General features: G+C 67.6%; 12 protein-coding genes. 9 read left to right on the top strand and 3 right to left on the bottom strand.

Annotated features, from left to right (window positions below; translation table 11 throughout):
• Positions 1 to 4 precede the first annotated feature (4 nt).
• The 7 genes from CMC5_RS46940 (at position 5) to CMC5_RS15605 (ending at position 6,423) form a co-directional block, all read left to right on the top strand.
• Positions 5 to 922, top strand: coding sequence for a slr1658 superfamily regulator (locus CMC5_RS46940; RefSeq protein ID WP_050431174.1), 918 nt, complete (start codon positions 5 to 7; stop codon positions 920 to 922).
• Between the two features lie 76 nt (positions 923 to 998).
• Entirely contained in the window at positions 999 to 1,973 is a 975-nt protein-coding gene (locus CMC5_RS15580; RefSeq protein ID WP_050431175.1) for a PP2C family protein-serine/threonine phosphatase, read from the top strand.
• Entirely contained in the window at positions 1,973 to 2,464 is a 492-nt protein-coding gene (locus tag CMC5_RS15585; RefSeq protein WP_245678455.1) for an ATP-binding protein, read from the top strand. The genes CMC5_RS15580 and CMC5_RS15585 overlap by 1 nt, the downstream gene beginning before the upstream one ends.
• A 33-nt stretch (positions 2,465 to 2,497) precedes the next feature.
• Positions 2,498 to 2,908, top strand: a complete 411-nt coding sequence (locus CMC5_RS15590) for a hypothetical protein (protein ID WP_050431177.1) — start codon at positions 2,498 to 2,500, stop codon at positions 2,906 to 2,908.
• 336 nt (positions 2,909 to 3,244) lie between these two features.
• Entirely contained in the window at positions 3,245 to 3,775 is a 531-nt protein-coding gene (locus tag CMC5_RS15595; protein ID WP_082363455.1) for a MarR family transcriptional regulator, read from the top strand.
• A 278-nt stretch (positions 3,776 to 4,053) separates the two neighbouring features.
• Entirely contained in the window at positions 4,054 to 4,845 is a 792-nt protein-coding gene (locus CMC5_RS15600; RefSeq protein WP_050431178.1) for an enoyl-CoA hydratase/isomerase family protein, read from the top strand.
• 9 nt (positions 4,846 to 4,854) lie between these two features.
• On the top strand, positions 4,855 to 6,423 hold the full coding sequence (locus tag CMC5_RS15605; protein WP_050431179.1) for an acyl-CoA carboxylase subunit beta: 1,569 nt from the start codon (positions 4,855 to 4,857) through the stop codon (positions 6,421 to 6,423).
• Positions 6,424 to 6,486: 63 nt separating this feature from the next.
• On the opposite strand, the gene CMC5_RS15610 is transcribed toward CMC5_RS15605, so the two are convergent.
• The 3 genes from CMC5_RS15610 to CMC5_RS15620 form a co-directional block, all read right to left on the bottom strand.
• Positions 6,487 to 12,219 carry a DNA repair ATPase gene (locus CMC5_RS15610; RefSeq protein WP_063796284.1) on the bottom strand — a complete coding sequence of 1,911 codons (5,733 nt, stop codon included), beginning with the start codon at positions 12,217 to 12,219 and terminating at the stop codon, positions 6,487 to 6,489.
• 89 nt (positions 12,220 to 12,308) lie between these two features.
• Complete coding sequence (locus tag CMC5_RS15615) at positions 12,309 to 14,549, bottom strand: flotillin family protein (protein WP_425394836.1); 2,241 nt, start codon at positions 14,547 to 14,549, stop codon at positions 12,309 to 12,311.
• 494 nt (positions 14,550 to 15,043) lie between these two features.
• Positions 15,044 to 16,030, bottom strand: a complete 987-nt coding sequence (locus tag CMC5_RS15620; RefSeq protein ID WP_245678456.1) for a glycine zipper family protein — start codon at positions 16,028 to 16,030, stop codon at positions 15,044 to 15,046.
• 109 nt (positions 16,031 to 16,139) lie between these two features.
• Between CMC5_RS15620 and CMC5_RS15625 the strand changes: the two genes are divergently transcribed.
• On the top strand, positions 16,140 to 17,081 hold the full coding sequence (locus tag CMC5_RS15625; RefSeq protein WP_050431181.1) for a threonine/serine dehydratase: 942 nt from the start codon (positions 16,140 to 16,142) through the stop codon (positions 17,079 to 17,081).
• A gap of 335 nt (positions 17,082 to 17,416) precedes the next feature.
• On the top strand, positions 17,417 to 19,585 hold the full coding sequence (locus CMC5_RS15630) for a serine/threonine-protein kinase (RefSeq protein WP_082362515.1): 2,169 nt from the start codon (positions 17,417 to 17,419) through the stop codon (positions 19,583 to 19,585).
• Positions 19,586 to 19,756: the final 171 nt, after the last annotated feature.

Here is a 19,756-nt window from a genome sequence, read left to right on the forward strand (position 1 = left end):
CACCATGAGCGAAATCATCGGCGTATACTCACTGGATGATTCGTTCAGCGAGCACATGTCGCTGACGCTGTATCCGGATTCATTTCCGGTGAGGTGGAGCCTGTGCAACCTGACCGCGAACTTCATGGCGGAGTATTTTGGCGAGCTGTTTCCCGATGCGGACAGCGACGACAGGATGCTGAGCCGTGACGAGATTTCCGGCGCGGTAGGGTACGTGCTGAATGAACTTGTCGAGAATGCTGTCAAGTTCAACATGAACGGGGAGATCACGGTCACGGTCGGGCTGGGGCGAGAGGATCTGGTATGCCTCGTCAGCAATCAGATCCAGAACGCCTCCGTTCCTAACTTGCGGCAGAAGCTGCTGGAACTCACACAGGAAGATCCTGGTGAACTCCTGCGTCGCCAGGCCGAGGCGAACTTCGAGGACGCGGAGAACACTGGTTCGGGGCTTGGCTACCTCATCATCATGAATGACTATGGGGTGAGCCTCGGTTGGAAGCTGGATCCGATCACGTCGAGCAGCTTCTGCATCAAGACAATGGCACGGATCCCGATTCTGAACGAAAGGTCGAGAATGGAAATCAAGGGTGGAAACTACCGGGTTTGGTATGACGCGAACGAGGTGACAGTGTATTTCGAGGGGATTCTTCGCCTGGGCGGCCCCCAGGAGTATGCCCCCATCGAGACGCTGCTCGACAAGGTCCTCGAGAGCAACCCGAGCAAGATCACTCTGGACCTCCGGGCACTGAACTTCCTGAACAGCTCCGGGATCAACGTCCTCTACAAGTTCGCCATTGCGACGAGGAAGAAGGGCGAGCTGCAGCTGCTGGTCCGGGGCTCGAAAAACGTACCCTGGCAAGGGAAGTCGCTACCCAACCTCAAGAAATTCAACCAAAACTTCGAGCTTACGCTTGTCGACTGAGCTTGAGTTCGGTGAAGTGTCTCCTTCAGCCCTGGCGGCCTTCGGGCATCGCCAGGCCGAGCGATGACGGCACCCCATGAACACTGCGACCCGACCCAGGGGCGACGTGCAGAGGCAAACCAACCTGGATGCCATTCGGTCGGTCGTCAAAGATCGATCGGCATGGGGAGATCTGCTCCGTGAGGAGAGACGCTTCATCGAGTTCATGGAGCGCTGTAACGCGCTGCTCGATTACGTCGACAAGCTGAAAGCCGATTTCGATGACCTCTCGTTGGTGCACGAGGCGATCCTCGAGCATGCGACGAGCATCGAAAACGAGATGGAACGGTACAACCGGGAGATCGGCGAAGATCTCGCTGTCGCACAGCGGGTCCAGCGCGCCCTTCTCCCGGATGCCGGCCACTCGTTCCACTCGGTCTTCGAGGTCGCCATCCACCACCGGCAGCTCGCAGAGGTGGGGGGTGACTACTACGATTTCTTTTCTTTTCCCGATGGCCGCTATGCCGTCGGGGTTTACGACATCTCCGGTCACGGCGTCTCCTCGGCGCTGATCATGGCCTTTCTGAAGTCGCAGTTCGCGCATGCGACGAAGGATCTCAGGGATCCGGGCGCGATCGTCGATTGGGTCAACCGGAGCGCTTACTCGTTCTTGCGCGAGGTCCGACGGTACTCGACGGTCAACTTCGTCGTGTTTACGCCCAGTTTTCTGCGATACGTTTCCGGCGGTGGCTATGGGTTGCTGGTGCGACGAGGGGCACCGCGCCACTTCAATCGGGTGAGTAACTTCATCGGATTGCGGCAGAAGCCGTTTCAGGAGTTCGAGCTGCCATTCGAGTCGAACGATGTGCTGGCGCTCTACACCGACGGCATGTTCGAAGCTCAGGGAGCCAACGGCGAGTCGTACTCCGTTCAGCGGCTCAACGACATCGTCGTGAAGCACTGCGAAGAGCCGGTGCAGACGATCCTCGATCGGTGCATAGAAGACTACACGCGCTTCCGAGTGGCCGATACTGACGACATCACGCTGATCATTCTGCGAAGGTGCGCCTGATGAAGCCGGAGATCAATCATTCGCAGACGTCTGTGGGGGCGTCGTTTTCGATCTCCCCCATCAATCACATCACGAGTGATGTGGCGGGGCTTCTGGCGAACTTCCTGGATGCGCTGCTCGTCAGGTTCTACCCACGGCGGATCTGTCAGAAGGTCAACGTCGTGGTGACCGAGCTGGTCACCAACGTGATCCAGCACGCTTCCGATCGGGAGGGGGAGGTCCGGCTGGATCTACGGATAGATCCGAGTGGGCTCGTCATAAAAGTCTCCAACAAGGTGTCGCTCGATGAATACCGGACCGTCAAGGCGGTCTTTGACGAGATTTTCGCCGCGGAGGATCCCAGGGAGCTTTTCGCGAGGACGGTACGGGGGCGCCGTATCGACAAGCAGCGAGGTGGGCTGGGGCTCATCCGGCTTACCGCGGAGAACAAGTTCCATCTGTCGACGCAATACGTCGACGGGGTGCTCGTCATCCAGGCGACTTTCCCGTGAAAGGTTCGGTATGCTCTCGATGAAAGGTTGCGTATGAAGACCCTCAGCTATGGCGAGATCACGGACGGTGGGCTGAGTGTCTTTCAGTCCGTTGCCAGGCTCGAGGATGACGGGCGTCTGGTGCTGACCTTCGAGGGGGCAATTCGCATCGACAATCCCTATCGCTATCTGTCCGGGTATCTGGACGAGCTGGCGAGAGTGCTCCCGCAGTATCCGATCAACGCGACGACGATGGATTTCGTCAAGATGCGTTTCTGTAACTCGAATGGCTTCTACGTCATCATGGACATCGTGGATGCCGTCTACAATCTGGTGCCCGGCCCGGTGGTCGTGCGTCGAATCTCGGATGACGATTGGCAGCACGAGACGCTCCCGATTCTCCTCAACCTGAGCGAGGAGCACATCGCGGCGCGGACGACGTTCGACGACGTGAAGGAGCCGTGAGGCCTCCATCCTGCCCCTTGCCGGGGCCCTGTCCTCCTCAGAACGCCACGTAGCACCCCCCGATACCCTCCCGGACCCACAGCGCCGCGTCGCCAGCCCGCATTCCTCGGGCTCCGGCGTGCGACTGCATGCTTTCCGCACCCGCTGGCGGGCCCGCGTCCCTCTGGCCGGCTCGAGGCAACGTTCACCGCTTGACGCTACCGGGTCGAGGGAATACTTCGTACGCGAAGTATCGTGGCCGTCCCGCTCTCCCCACTCCCCGACAGGTCGAGTATCGACGCAATCGTCGAGACCATTATCTATCTCTACACGGAGAGCCGACGCCTCACGAAAGGGATGGCGAGCTCATTCGGGCTCACTGGCCCGCAGCTGACCATTCTGAAGCTCCTGGAGTCGTTCCCCGATCTGTCTCTGTCCACGCTCTCCGAGCGGATCCACGCACAGAACAGCACGGTCACGGGGATCATCGACCGCATGGAGCGCGAGGGGCTGGTCAGGAGAGAGCGCTCTCGTGTCGACCGCCGCGTCGTGTTGCTGCGTCTGAGCGAGAAGGGAGCCAGGCTCGCGCAGGAGATCCAGGTCGAGCCGATGGAGATCTTCCGTCAGGCGCTCTTCCGGCTCGACGCTGACGACCTGCACGACCTCCTGCGGATCCTCATGAAGCTGCAGCGGGAGGTGCTGCAAGGGGTCGCCCAGTCGGGCAGCAAGCTCCCAGCACTCCCCGCGCAGGCGATGCAGGCCCTCGCGTCGGTGCCCGAGGTCGCCGCGACGCCGCAGGGGAGCGCAATGGCCGGGGATGGAGCGGAGTCGACCAAGGTGACGAAGCGTCGCGTACGTCCCGCGTCGACGAGCCGAAAGGAGCCGTGACCCCAAGGAGAACGGGCTCGTCTGCATCGTGTCGCGCGTCATGGTGGTTCTACACCGCGCCTTCGGCACGTCGTCCGACGGCAGGGGGGGCTCCGGAGCGCCTCTGGGGACTGGAGGGGGCACTACGGTGGCGCGACAGCCCGGAGGATCCATCGTCTGGCAACAGGGCCCGGTGTGGGGCAGGGGAGTGAGCGAACGATGAACTCCGTGTCCCGACGACCTCACCTCTTTCTCGATCTGGAGCAACTGCGGAGCACAGCGCAATCAGGAGGAGCACGATGAGCGAAGCGAGAACCTTTCATCGAATTCAATGTACGTCCTCCGGTGGCATTCTCACCGTCGTCCTGAACAACCCGGCCCGCAAGAACGCGATCGGGCCGACGATGGTGAATGAGCTGCTCTACGCGCTGGACGACGGGATGCATGATCCGGAGGTGCGCTGCTTCGTGCTCACCGGAGCAGGAGACGCCTTCTGTGCAGGTGGCGACTTCTCGGACATGACGTCGGGGACCGGCGGCGGCGATGCACTCCCGGTGCATGGAGATTATGCGGATCTGCTGCTCGCCTTTGCCGCCTCGACGAAGCCGATCATTGCGCGCGTCAATGGGCATGCGCTGGGGGGTGGGCTCGGACTGGTCGCGGCGTCGCACTTTGCTGTGGGTGTGGCCGGCGCGAAGCTCGGGACACCAGAGGTTCACGTTGGACTGTTTCCCATGATGATCATGGCCGTCCTTCAGCGGAACGTGCCCCGGCGGAAGCTGCTGGAGATGATGCTGCTCGGGCGCCGCTTCGACGTGTACGAGGCCGTGGAGCTCGGGCTCCTGAACCAGGCCGTGGAGATCGAGCAGCTCGACCCCGCGGTGGACGCGATCACGGCCGAGCTCACCGCGAAGAGCCCCATCGCGCTCCGGATGGGGCTCGAGGCGTACGCGCAGCAAGACGATCTGAGCCTGGAGGCGGCCTTGCCGCTTCTGCGCGAGCGTCTGGCGGCGTGTCTCTCGACCGACGACGCAAGAGAAGGACTGATGGCTTTTCTCGAGAAACGATCCCCCCGCTGGACGGGGAAGTGAGGTGCCGCGATGAACATGCGAGAGCTCGTGAAAGCGCTGGAGGAACGCCGCGCCGAGGTTCGGCGGATGGGTGGGGCAGAGCGGGTCGAGAAGCAGCACGCCCGAGGGAAGCTGACCGCGCGGGAGCGCCTCGCGCTCTTCTTCGATGATGGCGTCCATTTCGAGGTCGGCATGCACGGCACGCAGATGGGCCTCGCTGCCGGGCCGGATGGAAAGGATCGGCCCCCGGCCGACGCGGTGGTCTGTGCGTTCGGCAAGGTCGATGGCCGGATGACGTGCGCCGTCGCGTACGATTTCACCGTGAAGGGGGGGAGCATCGGGTACACGGGGGAGGAGAAGGTCACCCGGATGCGCCAGATGGCGCTACGGGGGCGCTGGCCCATCGTGTGGTTCATCGACTCCGCGGGCGCCCGGATCGATCCCGGATCGACGCATGCGGACCAGATCTCGCTGTTCGCTGGCTCGGGCCACCTGTTCCGCGAGCAGGTCCACATGAGCGGCGTCGTCCCTCAGGTGGCGGCGATGGTCGGGCCAGGCGCGGCGGGGACGGCCTACATCCCCGGCCTGGCGGACTTCGTGCCCATGGTGAAGGACATCGGGTCGATGGCGCTCGGAGGGCCTCCTCTCGTCAAGGCGATGACGGGGGAGGACATATCCGAACAGGAGCTCGGTGGGACGAAGGTCCACGCGACGAAGAGTGGCGTCGGTGACGCGGAGTATCCCGACGATCAGGCCTGCATCGCCGCGATCAAGCGGTACCTGTCCTTCTTCCCCGCGAGCTGTGACGAGGAGCCCCCGCAGCTCGCCGTGACCGACCCCGTCGAACGCGCCGAGGAGTCGTTGCTCGATCTCCTGCCCGAGAACCCGCGACGCGCCTACGACATGTACAAGCTCATCGCGGCAGTGGTCGATCACGGGGAGTACTTCGATCTGAAGCCTCGGTGGGCGCGCTCGATCATCACCTGCCTCGCGCGCATCGGCGGGCAGAGCGTGGGCATCGTCGCGAACCAGCCCATGCAGCTGGGAGGCATCCTCGGCGTCGATTCCGCCGACAAAGCGGCGCGGTTCATCCAGATCTGCGACGCCTTCAACATCCCCCTGGTGTTCCTGCAGGACGTCCCCGGCTTCATGATCGGGTCGAAGGTGGAGCACGAGGGGATCATCCGGCACGGAGCGAAGCTGCTCCATGTGATGGCTGCGGCGACCGTCCCCAAGATCTCGGTCGTCGTCCGGAAGGCCTACGGCGCGGGCTACTACGTCATGTGTGGCCGCGCCTATGAGCCGGATCTCATCGTCGGGTGGCCGACCGCCGAGATCAGCGTCATGGGGCCCGAGGGCATGCTCGGGATCGCTGCCAGGAAGATGTTCGGCGACACGCCGCCTCCTCCCGAGGTGAAGCAGCAGATCGTCGACTCCATCCAGAAGAACATCGACGTCATGAAGGTGGCCGGGTGGGGGCTCATCGATGACGTCATCGATCCGCGCGAGACCCGTCGCGCCATCGCGTGGGGGCTGGATCTCGCCCGGAAGAAGCGCGTGGAACGGCCGCACCGGAAGCGCGGCATCATCCCGGTCTGAGGTTCGAGCGCTCCGACCCCGTGGCGAGCGCCGGCCTGGCGTTCGCGCGATTCAAGCATCACTTCACGCGTCGTAACGGAACGGCGCCCTCGCCTGCGCGTAGGCCTGGATGAGCGCCCGTTCCTCCGGCGTCAGCTTCACGAAGCGCGCCCCGAAGCCCGGGGGACCCTCCCCACCGGCTGGCCGAGCCCACTCCACGACCCCCATCACCTCGATGGTCCGCCCCTCGGGGAATGGGATCCGCACGGAGACCGTCGCCCCGCGCGCCGGCGTCCGGTGGGTGGGCACGAAGATCCCCCCTTGCTCGACCACGTCCTGCTCCGGCCCCGCCTGGTAGAAGTTCGCCGGACTGTTCCCGCCGAGCTTCGCCTCGAACCGCGGCGCTGGCGGCCCTGAGGGTCGTCCCCGGGTGAGTGCTTCCTTGAGCTTCTCGTCCAGGGAGCGCACCAGCGCCTCGACCTCGCTGAGGTGCTGCTCCACCGCACGGACCCCGAACGCGCTCTGGGTTGCCGACTTCGCGAGCGGCGCCACCGTCTGCTCCACGATCGACAGGTACTGCGAGACCACCTCGGACACCGAGGTATCGGTCTCCACCTGGACCTCCACCTTCGGCTGGGCGAGCGACCGCATCGCCGCCGAGAGGCGCTGCAGCTCCGGCGAAAGCCAGCTCTTGAGATCCCGCTCCTTCGCCCCGTCCTGGCTCGCGGTGACCGCGCCCCCGATCGCCCCCCGGATCCCTTCGAGCTGCTCCGCCAGCATCGTCAAGGTCCCCGTCACCCGCACCACCGGGTCGTCGTCCTTGCCGCCCATCCGCTTGATGCGCTGGAAACCTCGCTTGATCTCGTCCCAGCGCGCCTCCTGCTCTGCCGAGAGCCTCCCCCGCATCTCGGCCAGCTTCAGCAGGTTCTGCTCCGCGCCGCTCGTGAGCGTCTGCGACTCGCTCGTGTAGTGGTCGTCCACCAGCCGGTCGATTTCCGCGTCCGTGTGCGCCGAGACCACCTTCTCCGTGAGCTTGTTCATGTTGCGGTAGCTGCCTTGCAGCTTGAACGGCGGCTCCGTGCGGAAGGCGTCCTCCTGCGAAGCGCTCCGGATGTACTCCTGGTTCACGGCCAGCAGCACCTTCTGCACCCGGAACAGGCGCTTCAGCACCTCCACGATCTCGGTGACCTCCGCCGCCGAGTAGGCGTAGCTGAAGTCCGTCGACGCGACCTCCTCCCCTTGCGCCAGCTTGACGAACCGATGCACGTCCGCCGGCTCTCGCCCTGCGAGCGGGGCGAGGGTCGGGTTCGACGTGAGCGCGTTCTCCAGGTAGCTCAGCGCGAAGATCGACTCCTTCCCGTCGAGGATGTCGCCCAGGTTGTACGTATCGGCCCGGTTCGAGAGCATGTCGGGGATCTGGAACCGCGCGCCGGACTCCGTGTACGGGTTACCGGCCATCACCACACAGAACTTCTTCCCGCGCAGATCGTAGGTCCGCGTCCTGCCGCGCCAGACGCCCTCGATCCGCCGCTGCGCGTCGCACAGCGAGATGAACTTCTGGAGCAGCTCCGGGTGCGTGTGCTGGATGTCGTCGAGGTACAGCATCACGTTGTTCCCCATCTCCAGCGCCAGGTTGATCTTCTCCACCTCTTGCCGCGCCGTCGCGTTGGGCGCCTCGGAGGGATCGATGGAGGTCACGTCGTGCCCCAGCGACGGGCCGTTCACCTTCATGAACACGAGCCCCAGCTTGCTCGCCACGTACTCCATCAGGGTCGTCTTGCCGTACCCGGGAGGCGAGATCAGCAGCAGCATGCCCATCAGGTCGGTGCGCTTCCCCTCGCCGGCCGACCCGAGCTGCTTCGCCAGGTTCGCGCCGATGAGCGGCAGGTACACCTCGTCGATCAGCCGGTTGCGCACGAACGACGTCAGCACCCGGGGCGAGAACTCGTCGAGCCGCAGTCGCTGCTTCTCACGCTCCACGATCTCCGAACGCAGCTTGCGGTAGGCGCGGTAGCGGGGCATCCGCTCCCGCATCATCTCGCCCACCCGTGCGAGGAACTCGTCGAGCCGCAGCGTCAGCGCCCGCTCCCGGATGCGCGGGTGTTGCCCCAGGAGCCCCTCGACCCGCGCCTCCACCACCGCCGCGCTCGGCTCACGATCGAGCCGTCGCTCCGTCACCAGCACCACCGCGGCCTCGCGCACCAGGTATCCCAGGTGCGACCGCTGCGCGTCCCTCGACACGAACGCCTCGAGCCAGGCCTGGGCCAGTGCGAGCTGCGCCGCGGGCTGAGGTTCGAGCTGCCGCAGGTCCTCTTCCAGCGCCCCGCGTCCGCCCTCCAGGTCCAGGTGGGCGAGGAGCGCGTCCCGCAGCTCGAACGCCCCTGTGCTCGTCACGAAGCGCGGATGATCGGCGCACAGCTCCTCCACCAGGTAGCGCGCCGAGAGGCGCACCTCTCCCTTGCCCGGCTCGATACCATGCGCCTTGGCGGCAGCTTCCACCGCCTGCTCCACCTCGGACGCCAGCGCATCCAGCGCCGACCCCGAGCTGCCCGACGGCTTCGCTTGCGGCTTCGACGCCTCCGGATCCTCCGCGACCGTCGCCTTCGCCTCCAGCTTCACGGCGACCTCGAGAAGCTGCGCCCGGAGCCGCCCCAGGCTTCGCGCCCGCCGGTGCAACACCTCCCGCGCGGCCGGCGCCATCGACGCCCAGCACAGGCACCCCAGGGCCCGCGCCCCGCTCGAATACCGCAAGAGCCCCGCGGTCGACCGCAGCGCCAGCAGCTTCTCCAGGATCAGCGCGGTATCCCCATCGTGCACCCCGCGCTCGTAGCCCTCATCGTGGCGCTCGGCCGAGAAGGTCCGCACCACCGCGAGCAACCCCTCGTTCGGCCCTTGCGCCATCCTTCCCGTCGGACCCGCGTCCGACACCACCGACAGCGCCGCGTCCCGCAGCCCGGCGATGGACAGCCCCGCGCGCCCCGCCTCGGCATCCTCCAGCATCGACAGCGCCAGCAGCTCGCCGCGGTACACCTCCGCCGTCTCGCTGACCAGCTGCTGATCCCACAGCTCCCGCGCCGCGTTCAGCGCCGGATCGTCGATCGTCTCGAAGAAATCCGTGCCCGTCAGGTGCAGCGACAGCGCCCCGTGCTGCGGCACCAGCGTCAGCTCCAGCGGCTGCGTGTTCACGTTGAACTTGTGCCGCCCCAGCCGGATGACGCTGGTCCCCTCTTCGAACAGGTCCTCGCGATCCCGGAGCAGCCGGTGCGCATCCTGACGCGCCGACTTCAGCCGCGACTCCACCTCGTCGCTCTTGACCGAGTCCCCGAGCTTCGACAGCTCCCCGGCAAGATCGCGCACCTTCGCGACCATCGGGTCCGTCGCGAAGTAGGCGTTCAGCTCGTCCGCGTTCGCAAAGCTCCGCGCCCGCCGCACGACCCCTTGCAGGATCCTGTCGGCCGCGCCCACGAGGTTCTGGACCCGCCGCTGCCGCTCGTCCACGAGCTGCTGCCGCCGCGCCCCGATCGCCTCGTTCACCTCTTCCCGCTTCGCCGCCAGCTCCGAGAGGAACTCGTCGAACTCGCCGAAGCGCCCCTCCAGCTCCTCCAGCTGCACGAGGAGCTTCGACAGCTCGGTGTCGCACCGCTCCGGCGTGTCGCAGGCCGCCGCCGCGCTCGCCACGCTCTGGCCGAACAGCTTGAACTGCGCCCCGAACTCGGCCCGTCCCTCGGCCCCGCGGAGATCCCGCGTCCTCGCGTTCAGGATCGCCCGCGCCCGGTTGAGCTGCGCGTAGACCTCGCTCACCCCTTCCAGGATCCGCGTGCGCGCCGTCGGATCGTCCACCTTCAGCCCGGCCACGATCTCGCTGAGCAGCGACAGGCCGTCGTTCACCCCGTCGAGGTCTGCCTTGAAGGGCTGAAGCTCGCTCGACTTCTTCACCCCCTCGATCTGATCCACCAGCGCGCCCAGCCGGTCCGTCAGCGGCTTGAACGCCGCGTCCCCCAGGAGGAACGCCGCCGCCGCCGCGCTCACCTCGTCGAACCGCGCGACGACCTCGGCCTCCAGCGCGTCCACCCGCGGGAGGTCCATGTACTTCAGCTCGCGCATCGTGATCAGGTGCCCGCGCTGCTTCCGCAGCTCCGTCAGCGCCCGCATGAATGCGTCCACGCTCTGCAGATCGTCGGGCCGCAGCCCCGACAGCACCCGCCGCTGCGTCTCGTCCGCCTCGGCCAGCGCCTGCGCCGCCCTCGCCCGGATCGCCTCGACCTTCTCGAACTCGTCGATGATGCTCTCGGCGACCTTGCGCAGCTCGCGCACCACCGTCGAGAGATCGCCTGCCTCCTCGTGACCGAGCCAGTAGTAGGCGTCGACCATCCGATCGCAGGTCTTGATCACGTCCTCGAAGGTCAACCGCGTCGGCTGCTCGCCCACGCAGAGCCGCCGCAAGCTGAGCGCCTCCGAGATCCCCCGCACGAGATCCGGGTTCCCCACCTTCGCCAGGTACGACCCGTCCGTCGGCACGGACGCCGCGTACTCCGCCGTGGTGAACGGCGTCTGCCAGATCTGCATCGGGTGGACGCGCGTCGCCTCGTCGCCCGTCGCCCGGAAGATCACCATCTTCCCGTCATCGAACAGGCTGTACCCGTGGCAAGGGATCGGCGTCGCGATCTCCTTCCGGATCACGTTGTACGGGAAGAGCAGGTACCTTCCGTCCGACAGCCGGTGGAAGACGTAGAGCACGTCCTCCCCGTTCGGCGACCGGATCACCCGCTCGAACAGCAGATCGTCGGCGCGCTCCTCGAACTTCTTGCTCTCCCCGGTGAGCAGGTAATACCCGTTCGGGAAGACGATGCCCTGATCCTCGGGCAAGGTGAGGCAGGCCTGCCCGATCGCATCGAGCCGCGTCACCTTCTTGAGCCGGCTGTTGTAGACGAGGTAGCGGTAGTCCTGCTCCCGGAACGGCTTGATCTTGAGCAGGATCAGCGTCCCCAGCTTCGCGTACCGGATCTCCGCGTCGTCGAGCCCCTGGTTCGCGTCTTCCACCGGCTCGCTGTAGATCCCGAGCCCCGACGCCGTGTTGTTCTCCACCTTGACGGTCAGGTCACCGCCCACCGTCTCCACGAAGATCTCGTCGAGGATCGACACGTGCGGGTGCTTCCCCGCCACCTGATCCTCGCGCGTCGTCGCCTTCCACTCGAAGTCGTGCGAGCGCGGCCGGAGGTTGTCGTTCTCCCCGCGCCCGTCCATGTACTTGATCCGGCCGGAGCCATCGACGCTCCACCGGAACACCTTCACGTCCCGCTCCGTGCTCCCCGTCTGGAAGATGGCGAGCAACCGCGTCTCCGTGCGCCGGAGTTGCAGGAGCCGCGTCTCCTTCGTGTAGCGGAACAGATCCTTGAAGTCCTTCACGAAGGCTGGATCCGCGAGGAACGCCTCCCCCTCCTCCAGCGGCACCGGCGCGAAGTCGTGCCCCTCCGCCGTCTGCGTGAAGCGGTGCAGCGCGAACACGTCGCTCACCTGCGCGTCCTGCTTCAGGCCCAGCACCACCAGGTAGCCGACCAGCAGCCGCCCGCGGATGCTCACGATGTCCCGCGGGACGCAGTTGTGCTCGGTCCGGATCCGCTCGGTGGCCACGAGCTGCAGCTCCGTCCCACCGAACGCCTGCTTCCGGCGCTCGTTCAGCGTCTCGGCCTTCTTGCCGAGCGTCTCCGCGTGCTCGAGCAAGCGCCGGCGGATGACCTCGTAACTCCCGCCCTCCAGGGCCTCCGCGCCACTCGACGCGGAGGCACCGGCGGCGGCCTCCGGTGCCTTGGATGTCATCGGCGAAAACCTCGGCTCCCCGCGGGGAGCCCCCTACGAACCGAACCGAACACGCCTCCCCGACGGGAGCCCGCCACGAACCGAACCGATCACGCCTGCGGGGGCTTGCCCAGATCGTCGATTCCCAGCTCGCGCGCCTTGTCCGCCAGCGCCTGGATCTGCTTGCGGCTCTCCGGATCGCTCGCCCCGCCCACGAGGCGCCCGAGCAGGTCGGAGAGGCTCGGCGCCGGCGCGCTGCCGGGCCGGTTCACCACGTCCTCGAACAGCGTCTTCACCGTCGCGCTCTGATCGATCACGCCGTCGACCGTCTGTCCCAGCGTCACCGCCTTCATGAAGCGATCGAAGAAGGCCCCATCGCCGCCGACGATGTTGATCTTCGCCGAGGAGAAGGCCGACCGGATGATCTCCGACTGCGCCCGCGCCACCTCGACCCGGGTCCGGATCTGCTCCAGCTCGATGAGCTTCTCCTTTTCCAGCCGGAGGCGGAACTCCTCGTGCTCGCGGCCCAGCCCATCGAGGGCCTTCATCGCCGCCGCCTTCTCGGCCGTACCGGAGGCTTCTGCCAGCAACCGCTCCTTCACGGCGGTCGCCTCGGCAAGACCCATCTTCTCCTTCGACGTCGCCTCGGCGAGGCCCATCTTCTCCGTTGCGACCGCTTCGGCCTCGCGCGCCTTTGCCGCGGCCAGCCCGCGCTGTTCGATGCCGGTGGCCTCGGCGAGCAGCTTCTCGCGCGCCACATTGGCCTCCGCCAGCCCGCGCTTCTCCACGCCGGTGGCCTCGGCGAGCAGCTTCTCGCGCGCCACGTTGGCCTCGGCGAGTCCCTGGCGCTCGATGGCGGCGGCGTCGGCCTCCCGGACCTTCACCCGCACCATCCCCTGCTTCTCTTCGCCGCTGGCGGCGGCCTGCAGCTTCTCCAGCGTCACCCGGGCCTCGGCGAGCCCCGTCTTCTCCAGCGCCGCCGCGTCGGCCTCGCGGATGCGCACCTTCGCCAGCCCCTCGGCGGCGGCCTCGGCCTGCACACCCTCGGCGATCCGGATCTTCGCCCGCGTCGCCTTGTCGCTCGCTTCCAGCTCCGCGTCCGCGGTGATCACCTTCTCGCGGGCCCGGAACTTCGCGGCTTCCTCGCTCGCCTCGGCCGACTTGAGCTGCTTCACGAGCTGCTCTTGCGCCTCGGCCTCGGCGTTGATCCGCGTCACGTCCTTCAGGCGGTTCGCCTCGGCGACGGCGCGGACGTCCTTGATCCGCTCCTCTTCCTCCGCGACCGTCTTGTCCACCGAGATTCGCCCACGGATCACATCGGCGATCTCCTTGCGCTGCTGCTCCAGCTCCTTCTCGCGAGCGATCTGCTGCAGCGACACGTCGCGCTCACGCGCCACGACCTCGAGCTGCTTCGCGCGCTCCACGCGCTCCGTCTCCACCTGGATCTCGCGCACCTTGGCGCGCTCCGCGATGGCGATCCCGCGCTCCTTGGCCTCCCGCGCGACCCGGGCCTCCTCCTCGTTCTTCTCCTTCACGAGCAGGGTCTTCTTCTCCTCCTCGCTCGCGACGCGGGCCGCCTCGTTCTCCTCGCGGCTCTGCGCGATGGAGATCTCCTTCTTCGCCTTCGCTTCGGCCTCGGCGCGCCGGTGCTCGAACTGGAACACGGCCTCGTCGGCGTGCAGGTTCTGGCTCCCGATCTCCATCCTCTCCTTCTGCCGCAGCTCGTTGGTGAGGATGTTCTGGATCACCGTCAGATCGGTGATCTTCTTGATGCCCTCGGCATCCATGATGTTGTCTTTGTCGAGGGCCTCGAGCGGCGTCTGCTCCAGGTAGTCGATCGCCGCGTCGTCGAGCACGAACCCGTTCAGGTCCTTGCCGATGACGTCGATGATGTCGTCCTTGAACTGCTGGCGCTCCTTGTAGAGATCCTCGAAGTTCAGCCGCTTACCGACCGTCTTCAGCGCCTCGGAGAACTTCGCCGTGAACAGGTCCTCCAGCGTCTTGTGGTCGGACGCGCGTGCGCACCCGATGGCCTGGGCCACCTTGAGCACGTCCTCCTGGGTCTTGTTCACCCGCACGAAGAACGTGACCTTGATGTCCGCGCGGATGTTGTCCTTGCAGATCAGCCCTTCCTTGCCGCGGCGGTCGATCTCCACCGTCTTGACCGAGATGTCCATGATCTCGGCCTTGTTGATGATCGGGTAGACCACCTTCCCGGTGAAGGTGACGATGGGCTCGGTCTTCATCGTGTTGATGATCAGCGCGCGGCCTTGTTCCACCTGCCGGTAGAACTTGGCGACGATGAGCAGGGTGCCAAAGACCGCGAGCGCGATCAGGCAGATGACGACCACGAACGGAAGGTACTGCTCCAGGCTCTGGGGCACGACGCACTCCTCTTGCTAGCGACGGGGGCGAGACTACACGAAGCCTCGATGGACCGAAGAAGGAACGAGCCACGCCATGCTGCTCGTCTGCCTGTTTTTTCGGCGTCGGGTGATGTGACGCCTCCCCCGCGGCATTCCGCGACGAGGCGAGGCAAGACGCCTCAGCGTCCGGTTCGGCTGTCCCAAGTCGGCGAATTCGCTGAGGCATGTGCGCCCTCAGAAGCGCATCACGCTGCGGAGAAGCGCACCCTCCTCGCGTCCTGGCTCACGTGCGCGGCGCGCTCTCCCGGGCGCGGCGCGTTCTCCGGGGCGTGTTCGCGCATTGCAGCGTGACGATGGGATCCCCTCGTCGCTTCGGTGCGTGGGCTCGGCCTGCTGGCCTGATGAACGAGCGCTGCGCTCGGAGATGAACGAGCGCTGCGTCCGGAGATGAACGAGCGCGGCGCGCGCGGACGGGAGCGTCAGCCAGCTCCTCGCCGTGCTTCCTTGGAGTCCAGCGCTTCCACGCCCTCCAGTTCGGCGGCCTCTCCGAGGGCCTCTCTCGCCGCATCCGCGCCTGCCGGCGCCACGGGGTCGACCTCCAGGCGTTGAATGCGCCGCTCGACCAGCAGGTCTTCCATGGGCTCGACGAAGAAGACCTCGCGCTCCGGGTGGTAGCTCACGAGCACGGCCTTGTCGCCCTGGCGCAGCACGCCCGGCGAATCGCAGCGCACGTTGAGGATCAGCCCTGCGCCGCCGTCGTGGAGAACCCCTTGCCCGAAGCGCTCGTCGACGCGGCCCGTGGAGATGATCACCGTCTTCCCCACGAGGTCCATCACCGACTGCGCCGCCTGCGTCACGAACAGCGAGCCGAGCGGGCGCACCACCAGCGACGTGAGCGGCAGCGCGATGACGAACGACACCAGCAGCAAGATCCCCTTGAACAGCCAGCCCGGCAGCCCGATGCCTTCCCACAGCGGGCTCACGTGCAGCTGCGAGAGCACCGCGAGCAGCCACCCGAACGTCGCGATCAGCGTCAGCACCACCGTCGCGGGGACGCGGTTCAGGTGGAGCGAGCCCACCACCCCGGCGAGCCCTCCGCCGCCGACGTGCCCGGCCTCTCCCACGCCCTCGCCCGAGTGGCCTCCCAGCACCCCCTTGGCAGCGCCCTCGATCGTCCCTTTGGTCGCCCCTTCGAGCGTGCCCTTGATGGTGCCGTCCAGCGTGCCTTTGAGGGCGCCGTCCAGCGTGCCCTTGATGGCGCCGTCCAGCGCCGCATCGGCGCCTCCGTCGGCGGCGCCGAGCGCGTCGATGTCCAGCGCACCGAGCACCACGAAGAACCAGTAGATCAGCGCCAGCGCCAGCACCCCCGAGTAGATCACGGCGGGGAAAGCGAGGGACGCGTCGAGCAGCGCGACCATCGGCGCAGCGTATGCCAAAGACGGCGGCGCGCGCAGGCGATTCGACACGTCGCCCCACCTTCGACGCCTTGCTCCCTCGAAGACGGACGTGCTCCCATCCGCCCGCGCTGGGTCCTCCTTCGCGATCGGCGGACCGAGCGGACCGACAGGCATCCCCATGAACGAACCTCCCCTCGTCACGCGCGACGACATCACCGCGGCCGCGCAACGTATCGATGCGCACGTCCGAACGACCCCGATCATCCGCATGGAGACCGGCGCGTTCGGCATCCAAGCTGCGCTGGTCCTCAAGCTCGAGTCCCTCCAGCACACCGGATCCTTCAAGGTGAGGGGCGCCTTCAACCGCATGCTCTCGGCGGACGTCCCTCCGGCGGGCGTCATCGCCGCGTCGGGTGGCAACCACGGAGTCGCCGTGGCGTATGCCGCCCAGCGCCTCGGCCACGTCTCGGAGATCTTCGTCCCGCGCACCGCGGCGTCCGTGAAGGTCGAGCGACTCCGCCGCTACGGCGCGCGGGTCACCCAGGTCGGTGAGCGGTACGCGGACGCCCTCCTCGCAAGCCAGGCCCGCGCGCGCGAGACGGGCGCGCTCGAGGTCCACGCCTTCGACCAGCCCGAGGTCGTGGCGGGGCAGGGGACCCTGGGACGCGAATTCCAGGCGCAAGCGCCCGAGGTCGAGACCCTCCTCGTCGCCGTCGGTGGCGGCGGGCTCATCGCGGGCGTCGCGTCCTGGACCGCCAGCGAGGTCCGCGTCGTCAGCGTCGAACCCGAGGCCGCGCCCACGCTCCACGCCGCCCTCCAGGCGGGGCGGCCCACCACGGTCCCCGTCGCTGGCGTCGCGGTGGACGCCCTCGGCGCCTCCCGGGTGGGCGAGATCGCGTTCGCCGTCGCGCGGCGCCACATCGAGCGGGCCGTCCTGGTCGACGACGAGGCCATCCTCGCCGCGCGCCGTGTGCTGTGGGACGAACTCCGGATCGCCACCGAGCCGAGCGGCGCCGCGGCCTTCTCCGCGCTCCTGTCCGGCGCATACCGCCCGCGGGAGGGCGAGCGGGTGGGCGTGGTGATTTGTGGGGGGAATGCGGACCCGCGTACCCTCGCATAGCCCGGCGATGGGCATATCGCGCGCAGGCTGGGCGCACGGAAAACCGTGCGTAAAACGGCCTGAACATCATTGAAATCGAAATCGAATCCATTGCCTTGTCGAGGCCCGGTCGGCTGATTAATCTCCAGCTTGATCCATGGGCTCCTTTCCAATCGCGATCTCCAGCGCCATTCCGCCCGTGTGTGGAGTGATCGCGACAGGGAGGGACCCGCGCTCCGCATTGCCGGTCTCCGGCGTGATCCTGCAGGCAACTCGAACCTTCAACCCGCAGGTCTGAGCGTGCGGCGAGCCGAGACGGACTGCCGCGCCAACCAGGCACACCCTCTATCGCTGCAATGACGCCGCCTTCCACACCCCGACCTCCGCTCACCGCCGGTATGGTCATCGCCGACAAGTACCGGCTCCTTCGCCACCTCGGCACGGGCGCCATGGGCGTCGTCTGGGCGGCGATCAACGAGGCGACCGGGCGAGAGGTCGCGCTCAAGCTCATCGTCGCCCCGGTCGATGCTCTGCGTCGCCGGGTCGAACGCGAAGCCCACGCGTGTGGAGCCCTCCGCCACCCCAACATCGTCGACATCTACGACGCGGTGCACACCGCCGAGGGCGATCCCGTCCTGGTCCTCCAGCTCCTCCAGGGAGAGACCCTCGCCGATCTCCTCACGCGCCGTCGCCGTCTCGAACCCGAACTCGCCGCCCACATCGGCCGCGAGATCGCCGCGGCCCTCACCGCCGTCCACGCCCTCGGGATCGTCCACCGCGATCTCAAGCCCGCGAACATCTTCCTCCACCGCGAGCACGACGGCGGCACCCCCGTGGTGAAGGTCCTCGATTTCGGCGTCAGCAAGCCAGCGCCGGGGAGGACGCCGGTCTGCACCGCGCCAGGCGACGCCGTGGGCTCACTGCCCTACATGAGCCCCGAGCAGGTCCGCGCCGCCGTCGACGTCGACCTCCGCGCCGACATCTGGTCGCTGGGCGTCGTGCTCTTCGAGATGCTCACCGGCGAGCGCCCGTTCCAGGGCAACTTCAGCGAGATCGTCCTCCAGATCCTCCAGGGCCAGGTCCCGCGCGTCAGCCGCTACGTCCGCCACGTCGACCCGGAGTTCGTCGACCTCGTCGCGGGCTGCATGCGGCGCCAGCGCGAGCTGCGCCTCGGCCCCGCCGAGCACATCGTCCGGGGCCTCGATCGCCTCGTTGGCGACGTCGACCCCTGGAGCCTCCCGCTCGGGACCACGGCGCCGAGGCGCTCCGAGGCCGAGCCCTGCCCGGAGCTCCACCGCCAGCACACGCCCGTCTGGAACACGACGTTCGCGCGCTCCACCTCTCCCGGATGGCCCGCCGCGCAGCCACCCGCCTCCGACCGACCGCGCGAGACCCTCTTGCCCGATCAAGATCGCGTCCGCACCCGCATCGGCTTCGCCGATCCCGCGCCCTGGCGGCTCAACGCTGCCGAATTTTCCGACGCGCCCCCCCTTTCCTGGCCCGAGCACGAACCGCCCGGCCTGCCAGAGCCCCCGCCTCCGCTGCGCCAGTCGTACTCCTCCCTGCCGGGAGCGCAGCGCCGCGTCGCCTGGGAAGTGCCGCCCCCGGCCGAACCCGACCCCCAGCGCAACGCCTCGACCTTCGGGAGCGATGCCGACCCGCTCGTTCACACCGGCCCCCGCGGCGTCGCAGCCTCCTCGGCCGAGGCCGAGCTGCCCACCCGCGCGGAGCGCACCTCGCACCTCCCCGATCTCTCGCGCATCTCCGCGATACCGAGCTCGTTGAGCGACCGCGCGACGCAGAACAGCCGGACCAGCATCGGCTCCATGTCGGTCCCCGACAGCCGCCGAAGCCTCACCGCCCGCTTGCCTGGGCTCACCACCCACTGGCGCGGCGCGCTCTTCATCTCCACCATCGCCACCTTGCTCGCCGCTGGCGCCGTCTCGGCGCTGATCTCCGCGTTCCCGCTGGGAACCCAGGCCGAAGCTACCCTCGACGCCGACGCCGACGGCGACGCCGAGGCCACCGGCCCCGAGCTGCCGGCCCTCGCCGAGCGATGCCCCGTGCCCACGCTCGGCGCCACCCCCGCGCGCCCCTCGCGCCCGCTGCGCGTGCCCGCCGCCCTCGCCGCGACCACCCTCGTCGCCATCCCACCGGGCCCCTCGAACGAACCCGAGAGCGACGCGCTCACCGAGCCCGCCCCTCCACCTCCAGCCCCTGATCAGGCCGAGGCCCGCGCCTCCACCGAGGCCCTCGAGCCCTCGATGTCGGATGACCCCCCCGCATCCGAGCCCGCGACCGCGCAGGCCGATGCCACCACGCAGGCCGGCGCCTCCGACGCGCCCGCCACGCCGCGCGCCTCCAGAGGACCCAGCGCCTCGGCCTTCAACGCGGCACCCATCGCCTCGAAGAGCAGCCGCGCCGGTGCCGCACCGATGCCGCGCGGCGCCACGCCCTCGCGCTGCGTGAACCCGCAATTCCTCCAGCGTGCCCGCTGCAGCAAGCAGCCACCGGGCCGACGCTGAGCCTTCCGCGGAGGTGAGAGGCCCTCTCCGCGCCTCCCGCGCAGCGCACCTCGTCGTGGACCACGCCGCGGGCGGCGCTGCTGCAACGGACACACCCGCGCCTCCGCTGCACCTCGGTGCAGAAGCGGAGCCGTAGACGAACGCTTCGACGGCCACCGGACGTGGCCCAGG

It is taken from the genome of Chondromyces crocatus (assembly GCF_001189295.1).
Classification (GTDB): Bacteria; Myxococcota_A; Polyangia; order Polyangiales; family Polyangiaceae; genus Chondromyces; species Chondromyces crocatus.

Bases quoted from the DNA above. Each gene is read 5' to 3' on its own strand.
- CMC5_RS15590 (WP_050431177.1), top strand. From the start codon at position 2,498: ATGAAGACCCTCAGCTATGGCGAGATCACGGACGGTGGGCTGAGTGTC.
- CMC5_RS15605 (WP_050431179.1), top strand. From the start codon at position 4,855: ATGAACATGCGAGAGCTCGTGAAAGCGCTGGAGGAACGCCGCGCCGAG.
- CMC5_RS15585 (WP_245678455.1), top strand. From the start codon at position 1,973: ATGAAGCCGGAGATCAATCATTCGCAGACGTCTGTGGGGGCGTCGTTT.
- CMC5_RS15595 (WP_082363455.1), top strand. From the start codon at position 3,245: ATGGCGAGCTCATTCGGGCTCACTGGCCCGCAGCTGACCATTCTGAAG.
- CMC5_RS15580 (WP_050431175.1), top strand. From the start codon at position 999: ATGAACACTGCGACCCGACCCAGGGGCGACGTGCAGAGGCAAACCAAC.
- CMC5_RS46940 (WP_050431174.1), top strand. From the start codon at position 5: ATGAGCGAAATCATCGGCGTATACTCACTGGATGATTCGTTCAGCGAG.
- CMC5_RS15625 (WP_050431181.1), top strand. From the start codon at position 16,140: ATGAACGAACCTCCCCTCGTCACGCGCGACGACATCACCGCGGCCGCG.
- CMC5_RS15610 (WP_063796284.1), bottom strand. From the start codon at position 12,219: ATGACATCCAAGGCACCGGAGGCCGCCGCCGGTGCCTCCGCGTCGAGT.
- CMC5_RS15630 (WP_082362515.1), top strand. From the start codon at position 17,417: ATGACGCCGCCTTCCACACCCCGACCTCCGCTCACCGCCGGTATGGTC.
- CMC5_RS15600 (WP_050431178.1), top strand. From the start codon at position 4,054: ATGAGCGAAGCGAGAACCTTTCATCGAATTCAATGTACGTCCTCCGGT.